Genomic DNA, 23,427 nt, shown 5'->3' on the forward strand with positions numbered 1-23,427 from the left:
CAGGTCCACCGATCCCTCACCGCCTACGACCACTGACCTTGGAATAGGTCATCTAGGCGATAGCGGGGGACCTTTGCTCCAGCCGAGGCGGGAGGAAAGGAGCTTTGCTATCGATATACGGGAGCGTGGGAGCTTTACTCCCGTATGGGTGTAGTAAAGGTCCCTTGCTCACGCTCCCGGCGCATGATTGTTTGATCGTGTAGGATTTTGTGTAGTTGGCGAGGTGTTTGCGAGACCGGTTTCTTGCGAGACGGAGTGGGCGGTGCTGGCGCGGCAGCGACAAGCGGTGATCCTCGAAGAGGCGCGGCGGACCGGTGCGGTCCGGGTCAGCGACCTCGTCGGCAGGCTGGGCGTCTCCGATATGACGGTGCGCCGCGACCTCGACGTGCTCGCCAGCCGGGGCCTCGTCGAGAAAGTGTACGGCGGCGCGACCTCGGTGATCGGCAAGAGCACCGACGAACCAGGTTTCGAGGCGAAATCCGTCCGCCAGCGCGCGCAGAAGGAGGCCATCGCCGAACTGGCGGCCGGTCTGGTCCGCCCGGGCACCGCGATCGGCATTTCCGCGGGCACCACCACCTGGACCCTCGCCCGGGCACTCGGTGCGGTCCCGGGTCTCACCATCGTGACCAACTCGATCCAGGTCGCCGACGTGCTGCGGTCCGGCCAGCCCGATCGGACCGTCGTGCTCACCGGCGGCGTCCGCACCCCTCCGACGCGCTCGTCGGCCCGGTCGCCGTGCACAGCCTGCGCTCGCTGCACCTCGATCTGGTCTTCCTCGGCGTCCACGGCATGGCCGACGGCCCGGGGTTCACCACCCCGAACCTCACCGAGAGCGAGACCAACCGCGCCCTGGTCGAGGCCGGGCGCAGGCTCGTCGTGCTCGCCGACCACACCAAATGGGGCACGGTGGGCATCTCCACGATCGCCGACCTCAGCGAGGCCAACGTCGTGGTCACCGACGACGGCCTGCCCGAACATGCCCGGCAGTCGCTCGCCGAACAGGCGGGCGAGCTGATGATCGCCCCGGTCGCCGGGGAAGATTCCGACGAAGATGAAGCGGAAGAAGCGTGAAACGTACCGCCCGCCAGCTCGCCGACGGCCGGGAAATCCTGTACTTCGACGAACATCCCGACGCGCCCGCGCGCACCGCCGCCGATACCCGGGACCTGCCGCCGGTCGCGGCCAGCTCGGAGATCCGGCTCGACCCGCTCACCGGTGAATGGGTCGCCATGGCCGCGCACCGGCAGACCCGCACCTACAAACCGCCCGCCGATCTGTGCCCGCTGTGCCCGAGCAAACCGGGCAAGCCCAGCGAGATCCCGGAGGCCGACTACGACGTCGCGGTGTTCGAGAACCGGTTCCCCTCGTTCTCCCAGAACGTCTCCGGACAGGAGTCCACTGTGGACGGAAATCCGCTGGTTCCGCTCGCGCCGGGGCGGGGCCGGTGCGAGGTCGTCTGCTTCACCAGCGACCACGACGGCTCGTTCGCCCGGCTGAGCCCGCGCCGGGTCCGCACGGTCGTCGACGTCTGGGCCGACCGCACCAGCGGTCTGTCCACAGTGGATGGTGTGGAGCAGGTCTTCCCGTTCGAGAACCGGGGCGAGGAGATCGGCGTGACCCTGCACCACCCGCACGGGCAGATCTACGGCTACCCGTTCGTCACGCCGAAGACCGAGCGGATGATCGAAGTCGCCCGCGCCTACCGGGAAGAGCACGGCCGGGCCGTGCTCGGTGACGTCCTGGCCGCCGAGCGCAAGGCGGGCACCCGGGTGATCGCCGAGGGCGACCACTGGACCGCCTTCGTCCCGCCCGCCGCGCGCTGGCCGGTGCACGTGCAGGTCGTTCCGCATCGCCAGGTCCCGGACATCCCCGCGCTGACCGACGCCGAACGCGACGACTTCGCCGAGGTCTACCTGAGCGTCCTGCGCGCGTGCGACGGGCTCTACGACCGCCCGCTGCCTTATATCGCCGCGTGGCACCAGGCGCCGGTGCGCCGCGACCGCGATCTGGGCTGGTTGCATCTGGAACTGTTCTCCGTGCTGCGGTCCAAGGACAAGCTGAAGTACCTGGCCGGATCGGAATCCGGCATGGCGGTCTGGATCAATGACGCCACTCCGGAGCAGATCGCCGAGCGGCTTCGCCGGACTGTGCGCTGATCGGTCAACCGGCATACTCATGCAGGAACCACAGGTTCGGCTCAGGAAGCTCTCAGGACCAACGAGCATGGTGGTGACATGACCGAGAACGACCCCAGTGCACAGCAGAACAAAGGTGTCCCGCAGGAACCGGGTGAGCAGCCCGCCCAGCCGGAAACCGGCACGCCATCACCGGGGGACTCGATCGGCGGTGAACCGCGTGCGGAGGCGCCCAGCCCCTGGTCGGCCCAGGGCGCGCAGAGCAACCCGTATGAAGCGCCGCGACACCAGACCTACGAACCCCCGCAAAGCCAGCCGTACCAGGGACAGCCGTACGGCACCGGGCAAGAAGGCGTGCTCTTCGGCTCCGCGGCCGGGCAGACCGGCCCCCAGCAGACCCACCCGCACGCGCCGCCCGCCGGCGGCTGGGCGGACCAGCAGCAGGGCACGGCGACGTTCGCCGCGCCGGTCGGTCCGCCCCCGCAGCGACCGGCGTCCAGCGGCACCGGCAAGCTCGTGGCCGGGGTGGCCGTGCTCGCGCTGCTCGTCGGCGGCGCCGCCGGCGGGCTCGGCGGCTACCTGGCCTCGAACAGCGCGGGCGACGGCGGCTCGTCGATCAGCTCGCTGGACCAGCCGAAACCGGCCAGGCAGACCGGCAACGCGCCCGCGGGCACGGTCGAATCGGTCGCCGAGAAGCTGTCGCCGAGCGTGGTGCAACTCCAGGTCGCCGGGAGCAGTGGCGCCGGGGAGGGCTCCGGATTCGTGCTCTCCAACGACGGCTACATCCTGACCAACAACCACGTGGTCGAGGTCGCCGCGAACGGCGGCCAGATCGAGGCGGTGTTCCAGAACGGGAAGAAGGCCGCGGCGAAGATCGTCGGCCGCGACCCGTCGGCCGACATCGCCGTGGTCAAGGCCGACGGCGTCAGCGGGCTGACCCCGGTCGAACTCGGCCGCTCCGACGACCTCAAGGTCGGCCAGCAGGTGGTGGCCATCGGCTCGCCGTTCGAGCTGTCCGGCACGGTCACCTCGGGCATCGTGAGCGCGCTGCACCGGCCGGTCACCGCGGGCGGTCAGGGCGACCAGAACACGGTGATGGATGCCGTGCAGACCGACGCCGCGATCAACCCGGGCAACTCCGGCGGACCGCTGGCGAACATGGCGGGCCAGGTCATCGGCATCAACTCGGCGATCTACAGCCCGCGGTCGGGCTCCGGCGGCGGCCTGCCCGGGCAGCAGAGCGAGGGCGGCAACGTGGGTATCGGGTTCGCTATCCCGATCGACCAGGCACGTCGGACCGCGGACGACATCATCAAGACCGGCAAGGCCACCCAGACCTATATCGGCGCGCGGGTCGGCCCCGCCCAGTCCGGCGGCGCGCAGATCGCTTCGGTCGAGCCGGGCAGCCCCGCCGAGCAGGCCGGGCTCAAGGCCGGTGACGTGGTGACCAAGATCGACGACCGGACCGTCGACGACTCGAACGCGCTGGTCGCGGCCATCCGCGCCAAGGCGCCCGGCGAGAAGGTGAAGCTGACCGTCGGCGACTCGCGGACCGTCGAGATCACGCTCGCCGGGAAGCCGGTCGAGGTCAACTAAGTCCCCAGACGCTCGGCCGCAGCGCGCGGCCGAGACCAACTCCGACCCGCTGCCCCCGGGCCGGAACCGCGGAGCCGCGTGCGACCGGATCACCCCTCGTCCGGTTTCACGCGGCTCCTCAACGTCCGGACCAGCCCGGTGACCAGCACGACTGTCCAGACCGCGGCCAGCGAGACGAGCAGCCCGGCGCCGGTGTCCGCGTCGTGCAGCCCGGGGTTGACCGGCACGCCGAAAGGCCGCCACAGCAGCGGGATCGCGAGCAGGGTGAGCACGGCGCTCAGGACCGCGCCGACGAGCAGCGGCACCCGCCACGGCCGGGGCGCGAACCGGGTCAGGACCAGCCCGGCGAGCCCGGCCGCCGGGGCGACCAGCGCGTCGTGCGCGATCGGGCCGCCGAGCAGCCAGCCGAGCGCGGCGAAGGATTCCGGGCCGAGCGGGAACGCGAAATCCGCGAACAGCACCGCGCCCCAGGCCAGCGCGGCCAGCCCGGCCAGGACCAGGAGCAGGCGCACGAGCTTCATACCACCTCCAGCGTGCTGACCCATTTCGTCTGCAGCACCCCTGGCCGGTTCGGCGCGATGATCCGGCACGGGAAACCGTGGTCGGGGTCGAGCACGTCGCCGCCCAGCTTCAGCGCGAGCAGCGTGTTCGGATCGGCGGTGTGCTCGCCGGGCAGGGTGCTCGAGGCGTACAAACCCCCGCGTTCCAGGGAGGTCACTCGCAAGGACACCCCCGGCTCGCTCCCCGCTGCCCGCAGCAGGTCCGGCAGCGCCACCCCGGTCCAGGTCGCCGACTGGCTCCAGCCCTCCACGCAGGCGATCGGCAGTTCGGCCGTCGTCTGCGGCAACGCGGCCAGGTCGGCGAGCGAGAAGGTCCGCGCACCGGCCGGGGTCCGCACCTCGAGCCACCAGTCCGGCGCCCGCGCCGCCGCCAGCACGCCCGCCGCCGCGGCCGTGCGGTTCACCGGAACCCCCTGCGGCCCCTTGCCCGACCGCCACGACAGCCCGGAAACGTTGCGCAGCAAGGGAACCGTGGCCCCGGCCGTGGCCACGACGGCGACCCCGGCCGAAAGCGCCGTGGTGCGCAGGAAACCGCGCCGGGACAGCCCACCGCCGAGCGGTTCGCGATCGGTCGCGTCGTACCGGGTCAGCGCCCGCCGCAGGATCGGCAGTTTGACCGCGATGTGCAGCAGGATCGAGCCGATCGCGATCCAGGCGACCGCGTAGTGCACGGCCGGGAAGTAGAAGTTCCACGGATAGTTCTGCGCCACGTTGAACAGGCCGGTGATCAGTTCGAAGAACGCGGCGGCCGACAGGACCAGGATGGACAGCCGTTCGAGCGCGTGCGGGAGCGAGCGGATCACCGGGCGGGCGAACAGTTTCGGATAGACGCTCCACAGTTTGGCCAGCAGCAGGGGAATCGACGCGATTCCGGAGAGCGCGTGCAGTCCCTGCGTCACCCGGTACAGGTTCACCGGCCGGCTGGGCCAGGCGAACCAGCCCGGCGGATGCTGGATCAGATGGCTGAGCAGTCCGGTCAGGAAGCACCCGGTGAACGTGATCGCCAGCCACAGCCCGATGCGTGCGGTGACCCGCTCGGAATGGGCCGCGCCGCGGAACGCGGGTTTCACGAGCGCACCAGCTCGGCGAACCATCGATGACCGTGGCGCCCGGTCCACCGCAGGTGCAGGGCCGCGTGCCGCGCGACCTCGGCGACCGCGTCGGTGCCCAGCCACGCCCAGGTGAACCAGGTGCCGGGTCCGTGGACGTCGCGGTGCACCCGGACCCGGTCACGCCGGAGCCCGTGGCCGGGCGGGTCGACCTCGACGAGCGCGCTGCCGTCGCCGCCGAGCAGCCGGGCGACCCGGCGCAGCAGCGCGACCGGATCGCCGCCGATGCCGATGTTGCCGTCCGCGAGCAGCACGTGCCGCCAGCGCCCTTCCCCGGGCAGCGGGTCAAAAACGTTGCGCCGCAAGGCAACCGCACCTCGCCGCCGGGTCAGTGCCACGGCCGTGGGCGAGACGTCCACGCCGAGGGCCACCACCCCGCGTTCGGTGAGCGCGGCGGTCATCCGGCCCGGACCGCAGCCGATGTCCAGCGTCGGCCCGGTGCACCGGCCGAGCATCGCCTCGTCGCCGTCCCGCGCTTCGCCGCGCCACCGGTGCACCGGCAGTTCGACGTGCTCACCCGTGGCCAGCTCGAGCCAGCACCGGCCGCCGAGCAACGCGGAGTCGAACTCGCTCCCGGTCAGAACGCTCATCGGGCCGTCTCCGCTTCCCGGATCCGCGCCACGGCCGCGGCGAACCGGCCGTGCGGGGCGAGTTCCGCGACCCGGCGGGCATCGGCCATGGTGTCCACATCGGACAGAGTGCGGAGCGTTCCGGACGAGCCGATCGCCCCGCGGGTGAGTTCGCCGGTGTCCGGCCGGGACATCGGGATTTCCGCGAGCACCCGGGCGCGGCGGGGATCGCGCAACCCCAGCGCCCACCAGCCGCCGTCCTCGGCGGGGCCGAGCACCGCGCCGGAGGAGGCGTGCGCCAGACGTTCGGCGGCGTCCGCCAGCAGTTCCGCGGTGACCTGCGGGGTGTCCATGCCGATCTGCACCACCGCGCGGCCCGGGTGGCGGGCGGCGGTGTCGGCGTGCGCGTTCGCCAGGCGCTCGCCGAAATCGCGGCCACGCTGGGCGAGCACCGTCGCGGCGCGCAGGGCCCGGCGGATCTCGTCGCCCCCGGCCGCCGCGCCGAGATCCCCGGTCACCGCCACCACCGGCAGTGCCCCGGGCGTGGCGGCGACCGCGTCCAGGGTGTCCAGCAGGGAGGCCGCGGCGATCTCGGCGGCCTCGGTCGCGGTCGCGGGCGGGCACAGCCGGGTCTTGGCGAACCCGGGCACCGGCGCCTTCGCCACCACCAGCAGGCAGAACGGGTTCACGACCGGAGCGCCTTCGCCATGTCGCGGACCGCGCGCAGCGTGCCGCGCAGCGAACCGGAGACCTTCGACCGGGTGCCCCGGGCGCGGCTTGCGTACCGCACGTCGAACTCGCGCACCCGCCAGCCCGCTCGTCGCGCCCTGATCAGCAGTTCCAGGGGATAGCCGAACGCGCGGTCGGTGACGCCGAGCGCCAGCAGCGCGTCGCGCCGCACCGCCCGGGCCGGGGCGATGTCGTGCACCCCGAGTCCTCGCCGGCGCAGCAGCGCCGACAGCAGCGCGTTGCCCGCCCGGGCGTGCCACGGCCACACCCCGCGCGCAACCGGCACACGGCGGCCGACCGCCAGCTCCGCCTCGCCCGCCCGCACCGCTTCGACCAGTCGCGGCAGTTCGCCCGGATCCAGCGAGCCGTCGGCGTCGAGGAAGCACACGATCTCGGCGGTCGCGCTTTCCAGCCCGGTGTGCACCGCCGCTCCATAACCGCGGCGCGGCTCGGACACCACCTTCGCGCCGAGATCAGCGGCGATGCCCGGGGAGCCGTCGGTCGAACCGTTGTCCACCACGATCGCCCGGAAACCGGGCGGCAACGCGCCGAGCACCCCCGGCAGCGCACCCGCCTCGTCCAGGCAAGGCAGCACCACTTCTATCCGCTCGTCTTCCACGCCGGTCACGTTAAGTCCGAGGTGGACGGTCGGAAACCCTTGCGGTGCTTACCAAACAATGACGTGCGCCGAAGGGTGGCGAGTTATTACCAAGTTCTGACGAGTAGGCCGTTCCGCTGGGTTCGCACCCCGTTCGCGACTACCGTGCGAACCGATGAGCGAGCTTGCGAGCACCCGGCTCGCCGGAAAACCCGTGCGTGAACCGGCGCGGCGCACCGGGGTGCGCGCCGATCTGGTGACGGTCGTGCTGGTGGTGATCCTGATCGCCGCCGCGACCGCACTCGGGATCTACTTCAACCGGCCGGGCTCCGGCGTGGTCATCTGGGCGTTCGCCCCGCCGCTGTACGGCGACTGGCTCCCGCACGTCGGGCCCGGTTCCGCGTTCGCCGTGCTGATCGCCTTCGCCGTGGTCGGCTGGGGACCCGCGCTGGCCGCCCGGCTGCCGTGGCGGCGGCTGCTCGGGCTCGGCTACCTGACCGCGGTCGGCTGGACCTTCGCCCTGGCCATGGTCGACGGCTGGTCGCGCGGCTTCGCGGGCCGGTTGGCGAACGGGCACGAGTACCTGCACGAGGTGCCCGGTATCACCGACATCCCGGCCATGCTGCGCGGGTTTTCCGCGCGGATCCTGGACTTCCAGCCCGATTCCTGGACCACGCACGTGTCCGGCCACCCGCCCGGGGCCACCCTGGTGTTCGTCTGGCTCGACCGGATCGGCCTGTCCGGCGGAGCGTGGGCGGCGGTGGTGTGCGTGGTGACCGGGTGCCTGGTGGCGGTCGCGGTGCCGGTCACGCTCGCCGCGCTGGGCCGGGCCGAGGCGGCGCGCGCGGTGGTGCCGTTCGCGGCGTTGTTCCCCGGCGCGGTCTGGATCGGGGTCTCCGCGGACGGGCTGTTCGCCGGGGTCACCGCGACCGGCATCGCCTTGCTCGCCCTCGCCGCACGGCGCCGGTCGTTCGTGCTCGGGACGGCGGCCGGGGTGCTGCTGGGATTCGGGCTGTACCTGTCCTTCGGCCTGGTGCTGCTCGGCCTGGTCGCGCTGGCCGTGGTGCTGGCCGGGCGGAATCCCCGGGTGCTCGCGCCCGCCGCGCTCGGCGCGGGAGCCGTGGTCGCGGCGTTCACGCTGGCCGGTTTCTGGTGGCTCGACGGCTACCACCTGGTCGTCGAGCGGTACTACCAGGGCATCGCCAGCGCCCGGCCGTACGCGTACTGGGTGTGGGCGAACCTCGCCTGCCTCGCGCTGGCCACCGGGCCCGCGGTCGCGGCCGGTCTGCGCCGAACCGGTGCCGAGGTGGTCCGCCGCCGGTGGGATCCGGTGGTCGTCGTGGCCGCCGCAGCGGTAATCACCCTCGCGTGCGCCGATATTTCCGGGCTTTCGAAGGCGGAGACCGAGCGGATTTGGTTACCGTTCGCGGTGTGGCTGCTGCCGGCCACCTCGCTGCTACCGCCCGGCTCGCGCCGCTGGTGGCTCGCCGGGCAGGCGGTGACCGCGCTCGCGGTGAATCATCTGGTGCTGACGATCTGGTGAGGTGCGTGGTGAACGAGCAGACCGGCCGGGTGCTGGTGGTCGACGACGACGAAACCGTGCGCGACGTGGTGCGCCGCTACCTGGAAGTCGCCGGGTTCACCGTCGAACAGGCGAGCGACGGCGCCGAAGCCCTGCGCAGCTTCGGCGAGCGGCCGCCGGACGCCGTGGTGCTCGACGTGATGATGCCCGGGATCAACGGGCTGGAGGTGTGCCGCCGGTTGCGCCAGGTCAGCGAAGTCCCCGTGGTGCTGCTGACCGCGCTCGGCGAGGAGGAGAACCGGATCGCGGGCCTCGAACTCGGCGCGGACGACTACGTGACCAAACCGTTCAGCCCGAAGGAACTCGCCCTGCGCGTCGCCTCGGTGTTGCGGCGGGCGCGAAGGCCCCGGCCGGAACCGGCCGCCGCGGAACTGCGGGACGGCGACCTCCGGCTGCAGCCGGGCGCCCGCCAGGCCACCCTGGGCGGCGCCGAACTGTCCCTGACCGTCCGCGAGTTCGACCTGCTCGCGTTCTTCCTGGCCCACCCCGGCACCGCGTTTTCCCGGGCGGACCTGCTGGAGAAGGTCTGGGGCTGGGACTTCGGCGATCAGTCCACTGTGACCGTCCACGTGCGACGGTTGCGGGAGAAGATCGAACCCGATCCGGCGAAACCGGTGCGGATCGCCACCGTCTGGGGCGTCGGCTACCGCTACGACCCGAGCGACCGATGATCGAGCCGAGCGAGTCGTTCGAGGCGATGCTGCTGCACGCCTGGCACATCCTGCCCTTCGCCTTGGCGTTCGCGTTGCCGGTCGCCCTGCTCGGCGGGCTGGTGCTGTACGTGCTGCGCCGGGGCTCGCTGGCCACCACGCTGACCGTGCTCGTGCTCATCCCGGTGCTGGCGACCCTGGTGGGCGTGCTCGGCGTCAGCGGGTTCATGTTCACCCCGGCGCTCACCACCATGCTGCTGGTGTGCCTGATCGTGGCGCTGGTGACCGTGCCCGCGGCCATCGTGTTCGGCCGGGCGGTGGCCCGGCGCAGCGTGTGGGAACGCGAGGCCCGGGAGCGCGAGCGCGCCGCCGAGGCCTCCCGGCGCGAACTGGTCGCGTGGATCAGCCACGACCTGCGCAGCCCGCTCGCCGGAATCCGCGCGATGGCCGAGGCGCTCGCCGACGGTGTGGTCGCCGAACCCCGCGAGGTCGCCGACTACGCCGGGCGTATCAGCGGCGAGACGACCCGGCTGTCGGACATGGTGGGCGACCTGTTCGAGCTGTCCCGGATCACCGCGGGCGCGCTGCGGCTGACCATGTCGGCGGTGCCGCTGCGGGACGTGGTCAGCGACGCGGTCGCCGCGCAGACGCCGGTGGCCCAGCAGAAACGGGTCCGCCTGCTGGCCAACGAGTTCGCGCGGCCGGTCGTGTCGGGCAGCGACCCGGAACTCGCCCGGGTGGTGCGCAACCTGGTGTCCAACGCGATCCGGCACACCCCGCCGGACGGCACGGTCGCGGTCCAGATCGGCATCGACGGAGCCGATGCGCTGCTCGCGGTCGACGACTCGTGCGGGGGCATCCCCGAGGACGAAATCGGCCGGGTGTTCGACGTGGCGTTCCGCGGCACCCAGGCGCGAACTCCCGAACGGTCCGGCGCGAGCAGCGGCGGCGGGCTCGGCCTGGCGATCGCCAAGGGCCTGGTCGAAGCCCACCGCGGCCGGATCGGCGTGCACAACCACGGCCCCGGCTGCCGCTTCGAAGTACGCCTGCCCCTGGCCCCACCCCCGGCCATGTCATGAGGGGACCCCTCCTGGCGGATTTTGCCCGGAGGGGACCCCTCATGACATGGCCGGGCCCTTCGTCAGGTGGTGACCGGGGCGCGGAGTTCGTCGGTGGCGAAGGTGGCGATGCCCTCGGCGAACCCGGTCCGCGCGGTGAACCCGAGCAGCCGTTCCGCCCGCGCGGGGTCGGCCACCACGTGACGCACGTCGGCCGGGCGAGCCCCGCCGACCACCCGGGGCCGCGGGCCGTCGCACGCGCGGGACAGCTCCTCGGCCAGCTCACCAACGGTGTGCGGAGTGCCCGAGCAGACGTTCACCGGGACCAGTTCGCCCGGCTCGCCCAGCGTGTCCACGGCGAGCACGTTGGCGCGCGCGACGTCGTGCACGTGGACGAAGTCCCGGCGCTGGCGGCCGTCCTCGAGCACGGTCGGCGCCTCGCCGCGCAGCAGCGCGGAGCGGAACAGCGAGGCCACCCCGGCGTACGGCGTGTTCTGCGGCATACGGGGTCCGTACACGTTGTGGTACCGCAGCGCCCAGACCGTCCCGCCGGTCTGCCGCGCCCAGGCGCCGGCCAGGTGTTCCTGGGCGAGCTTTGTCGCGGCGTACGTGCTGCGGGGTCGTAGCGGGGCGTCCTCGGGGACCAGCCGGGGCGCCAGTTCGCCGCCACACCGGGGGCAACCGGGTTCGAACCGGCCCGCGTCCACATCGGACTGCCGACGGGGAGCCGGTGGCACGACCCCGTGGCGGGGGCAGGAGTACCGGCCCTCGCCGTAGACCACCATCGACGACGCGAGCACCAGGCGCCGCACCCCGGCCGCGTACATCTCGGCGAGCAGCACGGCGGTCCCGTAGTCGTTCTGCAGCGCGTAGGCGGGCGCGTCGGACGGATCGACGCCGTGCCCGACGACCGCCGCCTGGTGGCAGACGGCGTCCACCCCGGCCAGCAACCCCCGGAGCAGGTGCGCGTCCGTCACGTCGCCCCGCACGAACCGGTGCGCCGCGGTGTAATCCGGCGGTGTGCCGCCGGAGTGCGCGGTGGGCAGCAGGTTGTCCAGCACCACCGTTTCGGCGCCGGATTCGGCCAGCAGATCGGCGACGTGGGAACCGATGAACCCGGCGCCGCCGGTTACGAGGACTCGCACGCCGGTCACGCTAGGCGCGGCACCCGGCCAGCGCAGCCGGTCGGCCCCTTCCGTCAGCCTTCGGTAAGGACTCCGGGTGATCCGCGCGACGTGACCTTGATCCACGCGACCGACTACGGTGTGTGCCATGGAACGGAGTGCACAACGGCTTGGCCGCGCCCTCGTGGTGATCGTGGACGACCGCGCGGCACACGGTGAACATGAAGACACCGCGGGCCCGCTGGTCACGGAGCTGCTCGAGGAAGCCGGCTTCATCGTAGACGGTGTGGTGGTGGTGCACGCGGAGACCGTGGCAATCCGCAATGCGCTCAACACCGCGGTGATCGGCGGGGTGGACCTGGTGATCACCGTCGGCGGCACCGGGGTTTCGCCCCGCGACCGCACGCCCGACGCCACCGCGGGCGTGCTCGATCGGCCGATCCCGGGCATCGGCGAGGCGCTGCGCTCGTCCGGGCTGGCCGCCGGTGCGGTGGACGCAGGGATCTCCCGCGGCCTGGTCGGGATCTCCGGCAGCACCCTGGTGGTCAACCTGGCCGGCTCCCGGGCCGCCGTGCGCGACGGTATGGCCACGCTCTCCTCGCTGGTTCCGCACGTCATCGACCAGCTCTCCGGCCTCGACGACGCCTGAACCCGCAGGAAGGGACCTTCGCTGCGCCCTCGGGCCAGCAAGGGAGCTTTGCTATCGCCGAACCGGAGTGAAGGTCCCTTGCTGCCGCCGCGGCCGGTGGGCGGTGGGACCATGGAGGAATGGCGGACGACGAGAAGGAGCGCGGACCGCGCAAGGTGGACCGGCGCACCCTGGACGCCGTGTTCGGCGATGTGCTGCCGGAGACCACATCGGACGAACGCGACCCGGAATCCACGCGCGGCGGTGACCGACGCGACTCCTGGTATCTGGACAACCGGCCGCCGCACCACGACCGCTAGCGCGGGCAGGTCATCGCGGGGTCGTGGACGGCCAGGGTGGCAGGGCCGCCCCAGCCGCCCACGACAAGCCCGCCGGAAGAGCACTCCGGGGGTCTCGGGCTCCACGGCGGGCCGCTGAGGCCACCGTCAATCGTGGGCTTGATCGCGATGTCGAGTTGTCAAGCAGCGTCAGCTCTTGCGCTGCTGCTCGCGAAGCAGGTCGCGGATCTCCGTGAGCAGTTCCACGTCGGTCGGTTCGGCGGGGCCGGCTTCCTTGCCCCGCTTGCGGCGGTCCTGGATCTTCTGCACCGGGAGCACGAACACGAAGTAGACGATCGCCGCGATGATCAGGAAATTGATCGCCGCGTTGATCACTCCGCCGAAGTCCAGGAAGGTGGAGTCGTTCCCGCTCAGGACGTTGAAACCCAGCCCCTTCGCGGCATCCGACCCACCGATGGCGTTGATCAGCGGTTTGATCAGGCCGTTGCTGAACGCGGTGACGATGGCGGTGAAGGCGGTGCCGATGACCACCGCGACAGCGAGGTCGACGACATTGCCGCGCATGAGGAAGTCTTTGAAGCCCTTCAGCAAGGTGCGCTCCTTTTCTGGCCCATGGGGCGTCACCTGCCGCCCCGGTCTCTCCTGCCCGCTCCACCAAGGGACACGGGAAACAGCTACCGGAGGGTAACGGTTACCGGACGCCCCAGCGAGGCGGCGGCGACCTGCGTGGCGTGGTCCGCGGGCACCGCCACGAGTACCAACGGCCCCTTGGCTTCCGTCCCCGTGGCGCGGCGTTCCCCGGCCCGGCCGGAAGCCTCCGCGACGACCGTGATCACCGTTGCCCCGCTGGCCAGGACCTTGCGCCCCTGCTCCCCGGCATCGAGCGCCACCACGTCGACCCGCGTGCCCGGATGCAGCAACTCCGCGACATCGGCGTCGGCGAGGCGCACCGGAACCGTCGCGCTACCCGATTCACCCGTGCCGGGGAGGGCCGGCGGCGAGCGGACCAGGCGCAGGTCGGTGATGGGCTCCCCGGCCCGGGCCGCGCCGGCGAGCAGGTGACCGCGCACCGCGTCGGGACTCGTGAACGCGCCCTGCGGCCGCAACGGGCCCGGCATCGACACGGTGCGGACGTCCGTGTCGCCCAGCGTGCTGCCGGGTGGAAGGTCGCGGGCGGACACCACCGTCGCGGTGCCGGAATCGCCGCCCGCGGCGGGCAGGAAGGCGAGGATTGCGGCGGCCAGCAGCAGTACCACGGCCAATCCCTTGCGGAACAACGAGAGCGGTCGGCCGCGCACCCGCGGCCGGAGACGCTCCCACCAAGGCCGCGCCGGACGGGCGCCATCCGGTTGGCGCGGTGTGTTCGTGCCCATGATCGATCCCCCTGCGTTCGTTCCGGATCGAGGACGGGATTCCGTCGCTCGCTGTGGTCGACGCTAGGCGGGGTGCGGGGTGCGCGGAAGGAAAGATTCGCGCGGCTGTGGATAACCGGGTGGGTGTGGATAAACCGCCGGATCAGGGCGCGGCGGCCGCGGTCTTCGGGGCGCTCGACGACGAGGAATCGCTGCTCGACGTGCTCGAGCTGGACGAGCTCGAGTCCGACTTGCTCGAATCGGACGACGAACTCTTGCTGCTCGACTCGCTCTTGTCGGACGCACCGGCCGACGACTTGCTCGACGACTTCGAGGAGTCGGAGCGAGAATCGTTGCGGTAGAACCCGCTGCCCTTGAAGATCACGCCGACCGAGCCGAACAGCTTGCGCAGCGGGCCGGAGCACTCGGGGCACTCGGTCAGGCTGGCGTCGGAGAACGACTGCACCGCCTCGAAACGGTGGTCGCACTCCTTACAGGCGTACTGGTAGGTGGGCACAGGTGCTCCTTCGTGTTGGCACTCTATCCACACGAGTGCTAACACTGGACCATACCTAAGCATTCCCGCGCAGGTCAAACGAGGTTTCCGAGGATCACATACGAGCTTGCTCACGGTCGCTGTTCCGCACCATTCCGTGCAGGATCAGGTCGCGCGGGGCAGCGCCACCAGGCCCTTTCCCGGGGTCAACGCCGCGGTCATCCGGACGTCGTGGGGTTCGCAGGGCAGCCGTTCGACCAGTTCGTCGTCGCGGACGACCGCCACCAGCCGGGCCGCGGGCGTGGCGTGTCCCAGGGAGCGGTCGTAGTACCCGGCGCCGCGGCCCAGCCGGACTCCCGCGTGGTCGACCGCGAGCGCGGGCAGCAGCACCAGCCCGGCCTCGCCGATCGCCGACGGGCCCAGCCGTGGCCCGGCCGGTTCGAGGACACCCCGGAATCGGCCCGCCGCCAGGGAGGACGTCCCGGTGTACTCGGCCCAGTCGAGGGCGGCCGGGGTCGGCGGGACCACCGGCAGCAGCACCCGCACGCCCGCCTCCCGCAGCGCGTCGAGCAGGCTCAGCGCCCCCGGCTCGGTGCCGAACGGCACGTAACCGCACACCGTCTCCGGCAGGGACATTCCGGCGATCGCGCCGGTCAGCGCGTGCGCCTCGGCGACACGCTGCTGGACCGACACGGCGGCGCGCTGGCCTGCCAAACGTTTGCGCCACTCCGCCTTACTACTCTGCTCATTGCCACCGACCTGCACGCCTCCACGTTAGGCTTTGCGCCCATGACGGGCGCCGCAGAAAATCAGACGTTCCGAACCGCCATCGTGCCGGCCGCCGGGCTCGGCACCCGCTTCCTGCCGACCACCAAAGCCGTGCCCAAAGAACTGCTGCCGGTCGTGGACACACCGGGCATCGAGATCGTGGCGAGCGAAGCGGCCCAGGCCGGAGCGAACCGGCTGGTGATCGTCACCTCGCCGGGCAAGGAATCCGTGGTCAACTACTTCCAGGACGCCCCTGAGCTGGAAGAAGCGCTGGAGCGCAAGGGGAAGTCCAAGCTGCTGGACAAGGTGCGCCGGGCTCCCGCACTGCTCGATGTCGAGGTCGCCATCCAAAAGGAGGCGCTCGGCCTCGGCCACGCGGTCGCGCAGGCCGAGCCCAACCTGACCGACGAGGACGAGGCCGTCGCCGTGCTGTTGCCCGATGATCTCGTGCTGCCAGCCGGAGTGCTGGAGCGGATGTCCGCGGTGCGGGCGCGGCACGGCGGCAGCGTGCTGTGCGCGTTCGACATCCCGAAGGCCGAGATCTCTCCCTACGGTGTGTTCGACGTCTCGGAAACCGACGATCCCGATGTGAAGCAGGTGCACGGCATGGTGGAGAAGCCGGCGCCCGAGGACGCGCCGTCCACCTTCGCCGCCGCCGGGAGGTACCTGCTCGATCGGGCGATTTTCGACGCGCTGGGCAGGATCACCCCCGGTTCGGGCGGTGAACTCCAGCTCACCGACGCCGTGGCGTTGCTGATCAAGGAGGGACACCCGGTACACATCGTGGTGCACCGCGGCGGCCGGCACGACCTCGGCAACCCGGGCGGCTTCCTGCGCGCCGCGGTCGACTTCGCGCTGGACGACCCCGAATACGGGCCGTCCCTGCGCACCTGGCTGGCCGACCGAATCGGGAACTGACGCTGATGACCGAACCCACCCCGGAGCTCGTCGAAACCGAGCAGGAGTTCCGCTCCGTCGACGCTCAGATCGCCCTCGCCCTGGACGCCGCGGTCCGCCCGCGGCCGGTGCGGGTGGCGATCTCGGAGGCGCAGGGCCTGCTCTGCGCCGAGGAGGTCGTCGCGGAACACGCGCTGCCCGGTTTCGACCAGGCCGCGGTGGACGGTTACGCGGTGCGCAGCGTGGACGTGCGCGTGGTCGGCGAAGAGGTCGTCCAGCTGCCCGTGGTCGGGGAGATCCCGGCGGGATCGCGGCAGCCTCGCCGGCTGCAGCCGGGCCAGGCGGTCCGGGTGGCGACCGGCGCGCCGCTGCCGACACTGGCCGACGCGGTGGTGCCGACCGCCTACACCGACGGTCACCACGCCAACGTGACCGTGCACCGCTCGGTCCCCTCCGCCGGATACGTCCGGCGGACCGGTGAGGACGTGCAGATCGGCGATGTGGCGGTGCGCCAGGGCGACACCATCGGTTCGGCGCAGGTCGGCCTGCTCGCCGCGGTCGGCCGGGCGAAGGTGCTGGTGTACCCGCGGCCGCGGGTGTCGATCGTGTCCGTCGGCGACGAGCTGGTGGACATCGACCGCACGCCGTCCATCGGTCAGGTCTACGACGTGAACTCCTACGCCCTCGCCGCCGCCGCGCGGGACGCCGGAGCCGAGGTCAGCCGGGTCGGCATCGTCTCCAGCGATCCGAAACGACTGCGCGAGGTCGTCGAGGGCCGGTTGCTGATGTCCGAGGTGGTGGTCGTCGCCGGTGGCGCGGGCGGCACCGCGGGCGACGAGGTGCATGCCGCGCTGTCCGATCTCGGCCGCATCGACATGACCCGGGTCGCCATGCACCCCGGGTCCGTGCAGGGTTTCGGGCGGCTCGGGCCGGATTCGGTGCCGACCTTCCTGATCCCGGGCAACCCGATGAGCGCGCTGGTCGTGTTCGAGGTGCTGATCCGCCCGCTGATCCGGGCGGCCCGCGGGACCCGGAACCCGCATCGCCGGGTGGTCGGCGCGCGGCTGCTCTCGCCCATCACGTCCACCAAGGGCAGGAAGGGGTTCCTGCGCGGTCAGCTGCTGCGGGACGAGGGCAACGGGGAGTACCTGGTGCAGCCGCTCGGCACCTCCGGGGCGCATCTGCTGGCGTCGCTGGCGGAGGCGAACTGCCTGATCAACGTGGACGAGGACCTCACCGAGGTGGCCGCGGGCGAAGAGGTCAAGGTGACCTTCCTGGCCCAGCGCGGGTAGGGCGCCGATGTCGCAGCCCGCGCCGGGTATGCCGTACACGGTGGAGAGCCGCCATCCGGGCTGGCCGGCCAAGCTCGGCCCGCTGCGCGTGCCCGCCGGGGTCGTCGCCGTTCGGCCGATCCGCCTGCGGGACGGGGGCGAGTGGAGCCGGATCCGGCTGCGCGACAAGACGCACCTGGAGCGCTGGGAGCCGACCGCGCCGGGCGCCTGGCTGGAGCGGAACGCGCTGTGGTCGTGGCCGCCGCAGTGGGCGGCGCTGCGCTCGCTGGCCAGGAGGGGGCAGTGCCTGCCGTTCACCATCACCGTGGACGGCGCGTACGCAGGTCAGATCACCATCGGGAACGTGATCAGGGCCGCACTGCGCTCGGCGTGGGTCGGGTACTGGGTGTCGTCGACCGCGATCGGCGGCGGGGTGGCCACCGCGGCCGTGGCGCTCGTCGTGGACCACGTGCTCACCCGCGCCGGCCTGCACCGCATCGAGGCGACCGTGCGGCCGGAGAACGCGGCCAGCATCCGCGTGCTGACCAAATCGGGTTTCCGCCAAGAGGGTGTTTTCGAGCGCTATCTCGATGTCGCGGGGGACTGGCGGGACCATCTCTGCTTCGCGATCACCGCCGAGGAAATCGGCGATGGCCTGGTCACCAGGCTGGTCGGCGCGGGGCGCGCCGAGCGTGTTTAGTCCGCGTTACCACATCGCGGGACTTTCACCTAATCCAGTGACCTATTTTTCAAGATCCCGGGCGGCGTGGCTCCGCCCGATCTGTGACTCCTGTGGCTAGCGTGACTAACAGCAGTGGATCGGGGGAGGTGACGGGAGATGCCCAGTTCGTTGATCATCGTCGCGCTGGCGGCAGCGTGGCTGGTCGTCCTCGTCCCGATGATCGCGCGCAAGCGCCAGGAGATCGCCCGGACCGCCGACTCCGCGATGGCCGCCCGCGTTGTCCGGAGTGGAAGCGCGAGCCACGAGGGGGGAGAGGAGTTCGCGATGTCCGAAACCGCAAAGCCCGCAGGCAAGGACGACGAAGTCGTCGACTCCGCGGAGGCCGACGAGATCGACGAGGACCTCCAGTACCTGGAGGAGCTTGAGCACGTCGACGGCGCCGGGCAGCTCGAGGACTACGACGACGAAGAGCCCGACGAGCCCGTGCGCCCGGCAGCCGCCCATTCGGTTTATGACGAGGAGCCCGCCCCGAGCCGCCCGTACCGCCCCGGGCGCGGCGGATTCGACCCGGAAGCCGCCGAGATCGCCGCACGCGCCAAATACGCCCACCGGCAGCGGGTGGTGCTGGGGATGATCATCGCCGTCGTGGTGACCGCGGTGCTGGCCGGTTTCCTGTGGCCGATGCTGTGGTGGGGCCACGGTCTGGTGGATGTCGCACTGGTCGCCTACCTCGGCTACCTGCGCCGCCAGGTGCGCATCGAGAACGAGATCCGGCAACGGCGCCTCGCCCGGCTCAACAACACTCGTCCCGCACGTCCGGCGGTCCGCCGGGCCCGGGTCCAGCCCGAACCGGAGCACGACGTCGAGGTCGTCGACGAGCCCCGCCACGAACCCGTCGCCGAACGCCGGCCGTCCCCCAGTTCGCGGATCCGGCAACGCGCCGTGGTCGTCGACCCCGAAGACGAGGACCCCGCGTTCCACGAACTGGACGAGCCGGGACAGCAACCCTTCCGGCGAGCCTCCGGGGAGTAATCACCCCCCTCCCTGGGGCTCGGCGGGCGGCTGTTATGCTGATCGAGCTTCACCACGAGGGGCTGTAGCGCAGTTGGTAGCGCGTCTCGTTCGCATCGAGAAGGTCAGGGGTTCGATTCCCCTCAGCTCCACAGATGGCAGGCTCGTGCTCGCGGAGAGCGCGAGCCTTTCTTGTTTCCGCGATCACATTGGGGTTCAACCCCGCCCCCCGGCAGCGGTCGCCTTGGACCGGGAGAAGTTCGAGTAAGTGCTCGCGGAGTGTGTCTGCTTCAAACTAGAAGCAGACCGCGTCGGCGGCCACGGTGGTGCCGTGACAGGTCGTGGACGCGTTCAGCCAGTCGTTCGGCTCGCCTCAAATTGATCAGGAACATCGCCATCACGGTCAGAAGTGCGATGCCGATCGCGACGGGCGCGATGATTCCGATCAGTCCATCGGTGTTTATGGCGAGTACGAGAACCGCCAGGCAGAACGCCATTAGGTTGCCAAGGATGCCCAGCCATTGGAAGCGCAGACCGAGCTGGCGATCGGTATGGGGTTCGGCTCGCTGAGCTTGCGTCACGGCGCATTCAGGAGCCCGTTGAGCGCGCCGGCGAACAGTTGGGTTGACTCTATGTGAGCGGTTGCAGCTTCGCATGATCACAGTGTGCCGCGATCGCCTAGATGGTTGATTCCGTGAAGTTGGTGTTAGTGGTCGAACGCGATCAGTGATCGCTTGCTGGTCAGGCTGGTTGTCCAGTTGTGCCAGATGCCCGCGGCCATGGCCAGCAGGTGCTGGGCGACTCGGGTGAACACGCCCGCCGGGGTGCGTCCGCCGTGCGCTTCGAGGTCGAGTTGACCTTTGAGGGTCTGGTTGACTGATTCGATCCGCTGGCGCACGCCGCCGAGGTTGCCGTTGCGGTAGGTCTCGTCCTTACGGTCGGGGCGTAGCAGCCGTATACCCATCGCCCCGGTCAGCTGCTTGAACTCCTTACCGGCGAAACCTTTGTCCGCCAACAGGATTTGACCTTCGCGGATGAGGTGATGGTGGTGGTCGAGCAGGGCGGCCAGCACCTCGCGTTCGCCGAGTTTCGGGTTGGCCAGGCACCACATGACCGGCATCCCGTCTCCGGTGCACACGAGGTAGAGCTTGAGTCCCCAGTACCAGCGGGAGTGCGACGCACAGTAGCCGTAGCTGGCGTGCCCGGCCAGGTCCGAGCGCTTCACCGTTTCCCGCGACATACCGCAGGGCACAGCGGTGGCGTCGGTGATCCACAGGTCGTCGAACCAGGACGGGCAGCACGCGGCCAGCGTGAGGATTGCCTTGCACAGCAAAGGTTGCGCAGTTTTCAGTCGCTTGTGATAGCCGGACTGGGTCAGCATCGCGGGGAACATCGCGCGCCACCCGTCATCGGCGTGGATGTGCCGGATCCAGCGCCGCTCACTGCCGTAGCGGTGCAGCACCTGTGCAACGGCCATCGTGATCAGCTCACTGTCGGTCAGCTCCGGTCGCCGCCCACGGCCGATCCGAGGCGGCACCACGTGGTCATCGATCAGCACGTACAGTGCGGTCAGGAGGGTGTTCAGTTCTTTCGTCACGGTTGGATCTTGGACACCCTCCTCCCGAGCCCGCACAGCGGCTCCCTTCACGTGATCTTCACGGAATCAGTCATCTAGGGCTAGCCGGACGACCGGATGAAGTTTCTGATGAGTCAGCGGCGCGGAGCCCGTGAGTTCCTCCGCGATCTTCGCTGACTGGAGATCGTCGTCCGCGGAACCCACCGTAGACCTGACACTCAGATGCGTGCCCGGTCGAAGCGTTCGATGAGGGTGGGCTTGCGCGCATGCGTTTGCCGCAGTGCGATGGTGCGCAACGTGAACGTGTCGTAGCGGTCCTCGCGTTCGGCGAGCGCTTGGAGATCAGTGAGCAACTTGACGGCGGCGTCGTACTCGGCCGGTTTCCGGGTGGCGATCATCGCCTCGACGCGCGCCCAAGCGGCGTCCTCCTCGCCGGCCAGTTCGTCGAGTCGCCGTTCGCGGGCCAAGGCGCGCGCATGTTCCTGGCGCGCCTCCTCTTCGGCGCGCTGGGCCGCCAGTCGGCGCTGTCGGTCGGCTCGTCGGCGTGCCGCGTCGTCGAGCAGGTCGGCCACGGTCCGGCGGGGCGGGACGTCGACGGTCGGGGCGGTGTCGCGGAAACGGCGCAGCAGTTCCATCCGCACCCGCGCGGCTTCACCTTGGACGACCCGCGCCAGGAGGCGGTCCTTCTCGGCAACCGGCAGGGTAGTGACCCAGTTGGCGAGGTCAACGTCAATGATCTCCTCAAGTGGCGGGGAAGTCTGCGCCGCGACCGCGAGCAGGTCCTCATCGAGGCGGAGGAAGTCGGCCAGCCCCCGCTGTGCCGCGGTGAGCGTGCCCAGTCCGGGCGGCACAGGCGGCTCGAGTTCGTCGTCGGCGTCGAAGTGGAAGTCGTCCCACTCGCAAGCGCCGAAGGTGGCCAGCCAGGCGAGGTAGAGCGGCCGGAGGTCACCGGCGGCGAGTTCGGCGCGGACTCCGACGATCGCCGACAGCGACGCCTCGGCGACGTAGTCGAATTCGAACTCGTCGTGGTCGTCCTCGCTGTTGAGGTCGAGCACGACGAACTCGCCCGCGACCCGGGCACTCACCTGGTCGCCGACGCAGTAATCCTCGACGACAGCGGGATCGAGCAGAGCACACGGCAGGCGGAGCATCACCCGGTGCGTGCCCCAGTTGGCCACATACAGGTGCGCGTCGTAATAGCGCTCCATCAACCGGTTGGGATTACCGCGGAAATCGCTCCAGTTGTACTCGTTCACGAAACTGGTGGCGGTGATCCTCGCCCGGGTGGACAGCGACCGGATCTCAGCCTGCTCGGCGTCGTCCAGCGGCCGGTCGACCGCCAGGAATTCGTAGTACTGATACGTGCTCACTATCCGTCCAGTCAATCGGTAGAGGTAAAAGGCTTCGCCCGGAAACTCGAGTCGTCTCCCTGGTGGAAGAACAGATGACCCTCGACCGTCACGTCATCGACAAGAGTCGCCCAGCCTCGTCCGCTGACCTGGTCGCCTTCGGTGTCACCGTCCCAGGTGAACTCGACACCGACCCGGCCGTCCCGCTCGGCTGGGCGGCAGTCCAGCGCACCATGGACGGCGATAAAACCGAACTGGCCGGTCCCGCCCCTGGCGAATTCGATGAAACCCGGCTCGACCAGGTCGATCGCGTCGCGGTCCCAGGTACTCATCGCCACGATCCGCCACCGACCGATCAACGGCGCCACAGACTTCAGACCACGTCTCGCCACAAGGCGTCAGGGTAGCCGTGCTGGGTTGTGGATGGGCGGAGGGGTGAGGGTGACAAGTTCTGGATCAGCGCACTGATTCCTCGAAGAACCGCGGCGTCCGTGACGTGTTCTTTCTGGTCTGCGACGGCCTCAAAGGCATGCCTGAGGTCATGACCAATTTCTGGCCGAAAGCCATTGCCCAACCCTGCGTTGTCCAATTGCTTCGGAAAGTTTTCTGTCTCGTGTTCCGTCAGAATTGGAACGCGGTGAGCGGTGCATCAAACATGTCTACAGCTTACCCAATTCCGACGCCGTATCACTTGCCCTGGATGAACTCGACGAGAAATGGGACAAGAAGTCCGGTGTGAGAATCTGACTGTGGCGCAACGCATGGGGAGAATTCGCACTCTTCCCTCAATCGCGACATCGAAATACGGCGAATGATCTGCTTCACCAACGCGATCGAAACAACTCCCGGGCCGGTCGACCGTCGACCGGGGCTGTTGTCGTTCAGGTTGTCGCCATTATCATCGGCCTCCCCAGGGCTGACCTTCCTGTTCGGCTTCGGCAATGTCCTCAACCTCGCGCTCCGTCTTGACGCGCCCTTTTGGGGCGCTCTACTCGTCTCACCTGCTGTTGGTCTCTCGATCCCCAGCTCATCGACGCAATTGCACCCAGCCCGCCGACGGCTGATCTTCGCCAGCATGGTGGCCCTGGCTTGAACGTGGCTGACCTGATATCCGCGGGCACGCTGCGCATGAGTCTCCGCATCGGGCCGCACACTCTCGGCTGCTCGTGGCCATGATCAGAACCGAATCGGCGGGAAGGTTGGCTCAACCCGAGCCAGCGGCGAATGCGGAAGATTGATGTTCGGATGTTCAAGGCTGATCAGGTCGGGTGGGCCCCGGAACGCGAAGTGCGGGCACCCAGCCTGGGGCAGCCCCCGGTGATCGACAGCCACATCGTGGATAGCTGAGTCACTTGTCCGTGCGGGTTCATCATGGACCCGGCAAATTT

General features: G+C 70.3%; 27 protein-coding genes, 1 tRNA gene and 1 pseudogene. 15 read left to right on the plus strand and 14 right to left on the minus strand.

Annotated elements, in window-relative coordinates; all coding sequences use genetic code 11:
* The first annotated feature begins 262 nt into the window (after positions 1-262).
* The 3 genes and pseudogenes from FXO23_RS31970 to FXO23_RS31980 all read left to right on the plus strand — a co-directional run bounded on the left by FXO23_RS31970 (position 263) and on the right by FXO23_RS31980 (position 3,731).
* A pseudogene (locus FXO23_RS31970) lies at positions 263-1,071 on the plus strand (DeoR/GlpR family DNA-binding transcription regulator).
* Positions 1,068-2,156: a galactose-1-phosphate uridylyltransferase gene (gene galT, locus FXO23_RS31975; RefSeq protein WP_158889228.1), complete on the plus strand. Its 1,089-nt coding sequence runs from the start codon at positions 1,068-1,070 to the stop codon at positions 2,154-2,156. Before FXO23_RS31970 ends, galT begins: the two are co-directional and overlap by 4 nt.
* 78 nt (positions 2,157-2,234) lie before the next feature.
* Positions 2,235-3,731, plus strand: a complete 1,497-nt coding sequence (locus tag FXO23_RS31980; RefSeq protein ID WP_158889229.1) for a S1C family serine protease — start codon at positions 2,235-2,237, stop codon at positions 3,729-3,731.
* 89 nt (positions 3,732-3,820) lie between these two features.
* Here the strand turns inward: FXO23_RS31980 and FXO23_RS31985 are convergent, their stop codons facing one another.
* Genes FXO23_RS31985 through FXO23_RS32005 form a run of 5 tightly spaced genes read right to left on the minus strand, consistent with a single transcriptional unit; the run spans position 3,821 to position 7,302 of the window.
* Entirely contained in the window at positions 3,821-4,252 is a 432-nt protein-coding gene (locus FXO23_RS31985; RefSeq protein ID WP_158889230.1) for a hypothetical protein, read from the minus strand.
* Positions 4,249-5,361 (minus strand): molybdopterin-dependent oxidoreductase, encoded by a 1,113-nt coding sequence (locus tag FXO23_RS31990; RefSeq protein ID WP_246258154.1) that lies wholly within the window; start codon positions 5,359-5,361, stop codon positions 4,249-4,251. Before FXO23_RS31990 ends, FXO23_RS31985 begins: the two co-directional genes overlap by 4 nt.
* A complete protein-coding gene (locus tag FXO23_RS31995; RefSeq protein WP_158889232.1) occupies positions 5,358-5,990 on the minus strand; it encodes a methyltransferase domain-containing protein in 633 nt (210 codons plus the stop codon). The genes FXO23_RS31990 and FXO23_RS31995 overlap by 4 nt, the downstream gene beginning before the upstream one ends.
* Positions 5,987-6,658: a TIGR04282 family arsenosugar biosynthesis glycosyltransferase gene (locus FXO23_RS32000; RefSeq protein WP_158889233.1), complete on the minus strand. Its 672-nt coding sequence runs from the start codon at positions 6,656-6,658 to the stop codon at positions 5,987-5,989. Before FXO23_RS32000 ends, FXO23_RS31995 begins: the two co-directional genes overlap by 4 nt.
* A complete protein-coding gene (locus tag FXO23_RS32005) occupies positions 6,655-7,302 on the minus strand; it encodes a glycosyltransferase family 2 protein (RefSeq protein ID WP_158889328.1) in 648 nt (215 codons plus the stop codon). Before FXO23_RS32005 ends, FXO23_RS32000 begins: the two co-directional genes overlap by 4 nt.
* A 169-nt stretch (positions 7,303-7,471) precedes the next feature.
* Between FXO23_RS32005 and FXO23_RS32010 the strand changes: the two genes are divergently transcribed.
* The 3 genes from FXO23_RS32010 to FXO23_RS32020 are packed head-to-tail and all read left to right on the plus strand — an operon-like array spanning position 7,472 to position 10,607.
* Positions 7,472-8,839: a hypothetical protein gene (locus tag FXO23_RS32010; RefSeq protein ID WP_158889234.1), complete on the plus strand. Its 1,368-nt coding sequence runs from the start codon at positions 7,472-7,474 to the stop codon at positions 8,837-8,839.
* An 8-nt stretch (positions 8,840-8,847) separates the two neighbouring features.
* Positions 8,848-9,549: a response regulator transcription factor gene (locus FXO23_RS32015; protein WP_158889235.1), complete on the plus strand. Its 702-nt coding sequence runs from the start codon at positions 8,848-8,850 to the stop codon at positions 9,547-9,549.
* Positions 9,546-10,607 carry a sensor histidine kinase gene (locus FXO23_RS32020; protein ID WP_158889236.1) on the plus strand — a complete coding sequence of 354 codons (1,062 nt, stop codon included), beginning with the start codon at positions 9,546-9,548 and terminating at the stop codon, positions 10,605-10,607. Before FXO23_RS32015 ends, FXO23_RS32020 begins: the two co-directional genes overlap by 4 nt.
* A 62-nt stretch (positions 10,608-10,669) precedes the next feature.
* Here the strand turns inward: FXO23_RS32020 and FXO23_RS32025 are convergent, their stop codons facing one another.
* Positions 10,670-11,731, minus strand: coding sequence for an NAD-dependent epimerase/dehydratase family protein (locus tag FXO23_RS32025; protein WP_179956937.1), 1,062 nt, complete (start codon positions 11,729-11,731; stop codon positions 10,670-10,672).
* Between the two features lie 127 nt (positions 11,732-11,858).
* Between FXO23_RS32025 and FXO23_RS32030 the strand changes: the two genes are divergently transcribed.
* Positions 11,859-12,359 (plus strand): MogA/MoaB family molybdenum cofactor biosynthesis protein, encoded by a 501-nt coding sequence (locus FXO23_RS32030; RefSeq protein ID WP_158889238.1) that lies wholly within the window; start codon positions 11,859-11,861, stop codon positions 12,357-12,359.
* Positions 12,360-12,478: 119 nt separating this feature from the next.
* Positions 12,479-12,658, plus strand: a complete 180-nt coding sequence (locus FXO23_RS32035; RefSeq protein ID WP_158889239.1) for a hypothetical protein — start codon at positions 12,479-12,481, stop codon at positions 12,656-12,658.
* Positions 12,659-12,826: 168 nt separating this feature from the next.
* On the opposite strand, the gene mscL is transcribed toward FXO23_RS32035, so the two are convergent.
* The 4 genes from mscL to FXO23_RS32055 all read right to left on the minus strand — a co-directional run bounded on the left by mscL (position 12,827) and on the right by FXO23_RS32055 (position 15,250).
* Positions 12,827-13,228, minus strand: coding sequence for a large-conductance mechanosensitive channel protein MscL (mscL, locus tag FXO23_RS32040; RefSeq protein WP_158889240.1), 402 nt, complete (start codon positions 13,226-13,228; stop codon positions 12,827-12,829).
* An 83-nt stretch (positions 13,229-13,311) separates the two neighbouring features.
* Positions 13,312-14,010, minus strand: a complete 699-nt coding sequence (locus FXO23_RS32045; RefSeq protein WP_158889241.1) for an SAF domain-containing protein — start codon at positions 14,008-14,010, stop codon at positions 13,312-13,314.
* A gap of 142 nt (positions 14,011-14,152) precedes the next feature.
* The gene (locus tag FXO23_RS32050; protein WP_158889242.1) at positions 14,153-14,506 is read right to left on the minus strand and encodes an FmdB family zinc ribbon protein; all 354 of its coding nucleotides are present in this window, start codon (positions 14,504-14,506) and stop codon (positions 14,153-14,155) included.
* Positions 14,507-14,650: 144 nt separating this feature from the next.
* Entirely contained in the window at positions 14,651-15,250 is a 600-nt protein-coding gene (locus tag FXO23_RS32055) for a 5-formyltetrahydrofolate cyclo-ligase (RefSeq protein ID WP_158889243.1), read from the minus strand.
* A gap of 24 nt (positions 15,251-15,274) precedes the next feature.
* On the opposite strand from FXO23_RS32055, the gene FXO23_RS32060 reads away from it, so the two are divergent.
* From FXO23_RS32060 to FXO23_RS32080, 5 genes are all read left to right on the plus strand, one after another.
* A complete protein-coding gene (locus FXO23_RS32060; RefSeq protein ID WP_158889244.1) occupies positions 15,275-16,171 on the plus strand; it encodes a UTP--glucose-1-phosphate uridylyltransferase in 897 nt (298 codons plus the stop codon).
* A gap of 5 nt (positions 16,172-16,176) precedes the next feature.
* On the plus strand, positions 16,177-17,442 hold the full coding sequence (gene glp / locus FXO23_RS32065; RefSeq protein WP_158889245.1) for a molybdotransferase-like divisome protein Glp: 1,266 nt from the start codon (positions 16,177-16,179) through the stop codon (positions 17,440-17,442).
* 7 nt (positions 17,443-17,449) lie between these two features.
* Positions 17,450-18,121 carry a GNAT family N-acetyltransferase gene (locus FXO23_RS32070; protein ID WP_158889246.1) on the plus strand — a complete coding sequence of 224 codons (672 nt, stop codon included), beginning with the start codon at positions 17,450-17,452 and terminating at the stop codon, positions 18,119-18,121.
* Positions 18,122-18,259: 138 nt separating this feature from the next.
* Positions 18,260-19,135, plus strand: a complete 876-nt coding sequence (sepX, locus tag FXO23_RS32075; protein ID WP_158889247.1) for a divisome protein SepX/GlpR — start codon at positions 18,260-18,262, stop codon at positions 19,133-19,135.
* A gap of 58 nt (positions 19,136-19,193) precedes the next feature.
* Positions 19,194-19,266 (plus strand) — tRNA-Ala (locus FXO23_RS32080).
* Between the two features lie 138 nt (positions 19,267-19,404).
* Here FXO23_RS32080 and FXO23_RS32085 read toward each other — a convergent pair.
* The 4 genes from FXO23_RS32085 to FXO23_RS32100 all read right to left on the minus strand — a co-directional run bounded on the left by FXO23_RS32085 (position 19,405) and on the right by FXO23_RS32100 (position 22,407).
* The gene (locus FXO23_RS32085) at positions 19,405-19,695 is read right to left on the minus strand and encodes a hypothetical protein (RefSeq protein ID WP_158889248.1); all 291 of its coding nucleotides are present in this window, start codon (positions 19,693-19,695) and stop codon (positions 19,405-19,407) included.
* 125 nt (positions 19,696-19,820) lie between these two features.
* A complete protein-coding gene (locus FXO23_RS32090; protein ID WP_158889249.1) occupies positions 19,821-20,711 on the minus strand; it encodes an IS982 family transposase in 891 nt (296 codons plus the stop codon).
* Positions 20,712-20,908: 197 nt separating this feature from the next.
* Complete coding sequence (locus FXO23_RS32095) at positions 20,909-22,060, minus strand: hypothetical protein (protein ID WP_158889250.1); 1,152 nt, start codon at positions 22,058-22,060, stop codon at positions 20,909-20,911.
* Positions 22,061-22,071: 11 nt separating this feature from the next.
* Complete coding sequence (locus FXO23_RS32100) at positions 22,072-22,407, minus strand: hypothetical protein (protein WP_246258155.1); 336 nt, start codon at positions 22,405-22,407, stop codon at positions 22,072-22,074.
* A 161-nt stretch (positions 22,408-22,568) separates the two neighbouring features.
* Here FXO23_RS32100 and FXO23_RS52735 point away from each other — a divergent pair, with 161 nt between their 5' ends.
* On the plus strand, positions 22,569-22,778 hold the full coding sequence (locus FXO23_RS52735; protein WP_425484929.1) for a hypothetical protein: 210 nt from the start codon (positions 22,569-22,571) through the stop codon (positions 22,776-22,778).
* Between the two features lie 72 nt (positions 22,779-22,850).
* The gene (locus FXO23_RS32110) at positions 22,851-23,132 is read left to right on the plus strand and encodes a hypothetical protein (RefSeq protein WP_246258156.1); all 282 of its coding nucleotides are present in this window, start codon (positions 22,851-22,853) and stop codon (positions 23,130-23,132) included.
* Positions 23,133-23,427: the final 295 nt, after the last annotated feature.

Origin of the sequence: Amycolatopsis anabasis, from assembly GCF_009765355.1 — a bacterium.
Taxonomy (GTDB): Bacteria; Actinomycetota; Actinomycetes; order Mycobacteriales; family Pseudonocardiaceae; genus Amycolatopsis; species Amycolatopsis anabasis.

What these genes read in the sequence shown, in the direction of transcription:
- FXO23_RS31980 (WP_158889229.1), top strand. Translation starts at nt 2,235, where the DNA reads ATGACCGAGAACGACCCCAGTGCACAGCAGAACAAAGGTGTCCCGCAG.
- FXO23_RS31985 (WP_158889230.1), bottom strand. Translation starts at nt 4,252, where the DNA reads ATGAAGCTCGTGCGCCTGCTCCTGGTCCTGGCCGGGCTGGCCGCGCTG.
- FXO23_RS31995 (WP_158889232.1), bottom strand. Translation starts at nt 5,990, where the DNA reads ATGAGCGTTCTGACCGGGAGCGAGTTCGACTCCGCGTTGCTCGGCGGC.
- FXO23_RS32010 (WP_158889234.1), top strand. Translation starts at nt 7,472, where the DNA reads ATGAGCGAGCTTGCGAGCACCCGGCTCGCCGGAAAACCCGTGCGTGAA.
- FXO23_RS32020 (WP_158889236.1), top strand. Translation starts at nt 9,546, where the DNA reads ATGATCGAGCCGAGCGAGTCGTTCGAGGCGATGCTGCTGCACGCCTGG.
- FXO23_RS32030 (WP_158889238.1), top strand. Translation starts at nt 11,859, where the DNA reads ATGGAACGGAGTGCACAACGGCTTGGCCGCGCCCTCGTGGTGATCGTG.
- FXO23_RS32035 (WP_158889239.1), top strand. Translation starts at nt 12,479, where the DNA reads ATGGCGGACGACGAGAAGGAGCGCGGACCGCGCAAGGTGGACCGGCGC.
- FXO23_RS32045 (WP_158889241.1), bottom strand. Translation starts at nt 14,010, where the DNA reads ATGGGCACGAACACACCGCGCCAACCGGATGGCGCCCGTCCGGCGCGG.
- FXO23_RS32060 (WP_158889244.1), top strand. Translation starts at nt 15,275, where the DNA reads ATGACGGGCGCCGCAGAAAATCAGACGTTCCGAACCGCCATCGTGCCG.
- glp (WP_158889245.1), top strand. Translation starts at nt 16,177, where the DNA reads ATGACCGAACCCACCCCGGAGCTCGTCGAAACCGAGCAGGAGTTCCGC.
- FXO23_RS32070 (WP_158889246.1), top strand. Translation starts at nt 17,450, where the DNA reads ATGTCGCAGCCCGCGCCGGGTATGCCGTACACGGTGGAGAGCCGCCAT.
- sepX (WP_158889247.1), top strand. Translation starts at nt 18,260, where the DNA reads ATGCCCAGTTCGTTGATCATCGTCGCGCTGGCGGCAGCGTGGCTGGTC.
- FXO23_RS52735 (WP_425484929.1), top strand. Translation starts at nt 22,569, where the DNA reads ATGCCTGAGGTCATGACCAATTTCTGGCCGAAAGCCATTGCCCAACCC.
- FXO23_RS32110 (WP_246258156.1), top strand. Translation starts at nt 22,851, where the DNA reads ATGATCTGCTTCACCAACGCGATCGAAACAACTCCCGGGCCGGTCGAC.